Below are 2,088 nucleotides of genomic sequence, written 5' to 3' on the forward strand. Positions count from 1 at the left end.
GTACCACGGCCTGCTGGGCCTCGCGGGGGTCCTGCTGCGGGTGGACGCGCACGTTCAGCTTGGCCCTGGCGTATGGCGACACCGCGTTGAGGGCGTCGTCGACGCCGGGTACGTCCACCCCGATCACGGTGATCGCCGGACCTGACCACACCCGGGAGCCCAACGTGCCGGTGCCGATCAGCGGAACCCCGTCGGCGACCTCGGCCAGCTCACGGAACTCGGCCTCGTCCAGGCCGCCCCCGGTCCACTCTTCCCGGCGCAGACCCGCCACCGCGACGTCACCGTTCACGTCGTGCAACGTCGCCAACGCATGCAGTATCGCGATCAGCGCGTCGGGGGCTGCCCCGCCGTACTGTCCGCTGTGCTTGGCCGAAGCCAGGGTCCGGACCTCGACCACCACGTTGGCCATGCCCCGCAGCGCGACCGTCAGCGTCGGGATCCCCGGACGCACGTTGCCCAGGTCGGCGATCAGCATCACATCGGCTGCGAACCGAGCCGGGTCCTGCGGCGGGTAGCTGGTGAACGCGGCCCCGCCGACTTCCTCCATGCCCTCGATGACTACCTTCACGCCGACCGGTGGCCGCCCGTCCCACGCCCTGATCGCCCCCACGATGGCCGCGATGTTCGACTTTGTGTCGGCCGTTCCCCGCCCGACCAGCGCCCCGTCACGAATCGTCGGCTCGAACGGTGGTGTTTCCCACAGGCTCTCGTCCCCGGCGGGCACCACGTCGTAATGGCTGTACAGCAGCACCGTGGGCGCGCCCGGCGGTGCCGTGATCTCCCCGAAGACAACGGGCGCAGTCTCTGGCAGCTCGATCGACGCCACGGCGCAGCCCGCATCGCTGAGCAGCCGCGCCACCAGATCACGAGCCCGCAGCAACGGACCATGAGTCGACGCCGGATAGCCACGCAGCGACACCGATGGCACCGCCACCAGTTCGACAAGATCGCGGGTCAAGTCGGGCATCAGCTCTCGGACCCGCTCACCACGATGAAGAAGTTCAGACATGGCCGCACCCCTCCTACTAGCTGCGGCGACACCTCTGAGTCGCCCGCTGAGATTGAGCCGGATTATGCACTTGTCCGGGGTTGCCCGCGAATCCTGCGCACGTCAAATTCGCAGTATGTTTGGCTGCCCGACAACTGCCGTCTCCCAGGCATTTCCCCGGGCCGACATGACCCCTCGCAGGACGCGTCAAGGTGACCCCCAAATTTAGGACCCCATAAAGGGGTCATTTCACCTGCTCGGTTCGGACCCGAACAGATCCAGATCCAGTTGGTACCAAGGCGGCAGACGGAAACCAAGCCAGGGAACGCCACGAAGACAGCCTCCGTGTGGGTGGTACCAACGGTGGGCTTCCTCTTGGGTGCGCCCGCTCCGTTCTCCCTGGCCGCCATCGGGATCATTGTCAGAAACGGATACGCAGAAACCACGCCATCACCCGAAAAACCAACCCGACAACCGCTCTGGAAACACCCGTCTGGTTGATCGACGCCCCGACACGGATACGCGCCGACCAGTCGATGCCGTCGAGTTCAGCGTCAGAAGAAGTCATCGGTCTGGGCCTGTGTCTCGTGTCGTACTCGCAGGATCGTGACCAGCAGGAAATAGAGGACCGGGACGGACAGGAACAGGACCACGCTCGCCGACGTCGACGCGTCGGCCAGGGCCATGGCGATCGCGTAGACCACGATGGGCGAGACGATCAGCAGGTATCCGACCCACGACCGGCCGCTGACCTCGCCCGCCCACAGCAGAGGCCCGGATGTCGGATCACGTATCCGTAGAGGGCGAGGCTCATCAGGGACGCTGCGATCATCACGACGCCGTAGATGCGGAGCGCAAACGACTCGTCCGGATACTGCCCCAACACCGAGGCGGCGAAGGGGATGAGGCTTGCTGGGAGCAGGAAGAGCAGGTTCAGCCACACAAGGTCGCGGTTGACGAAGCGGACCCGGGCGAAGACATCACGGTGCCCTACCCAGTACATCCCGGTGATCAGGAAGCTGGCCACCCACGCCACGAAGGTGGGACGAAGCTCTTCGACGAGCGCTGGGAACGACTCCTGCGACAGGTGGGGCGGCACC

At 66.0% G+C, this 2,088-nt stretch carries 3 protein-coding genes; all 3 read right to left on the reverse strand.

The annotated features are described in order from the left end of the window. Nucleotides 1-967: M20/M25/M40 family metallo-hydrolase (locus tag VIM19_07025; GenBank protein HEY5184646.1), on the reverse strand; the 967-nt coding region annotated here is incomplete at its 3' end. A gap of 575 nt (nucleotides 968-1,542) precedes the next feature. Beyond that, nucleotides 1,543-1,692, reverse strand: coding sequence for a hypothetical protein (locus VIM19_07030; GenBank protein ID HEY5184647.1), 150 nt, complete (start codon nucleotides 1,690-1,692; stop codon nucleotides 1,543-1,545). Nucleotides 1,693-1,706: 14 nt separating this feature from the next. After that, on the reverse strand, nucleotides 1,707-2,088 hold a 382-nt coding region (locus tag VIM19_07035; GenBank protein ID HEY5184648.1), incomplete at its 5' end, for a TMEM175 family protein.

Source organism: Actinomycetes bacterium, assembly GCA_036510875.1.
Taxonomy (GTDB): Bacteria; Actinomycetota; Actinomycetes; order Prado026; family Prado026; genus DATCDE01.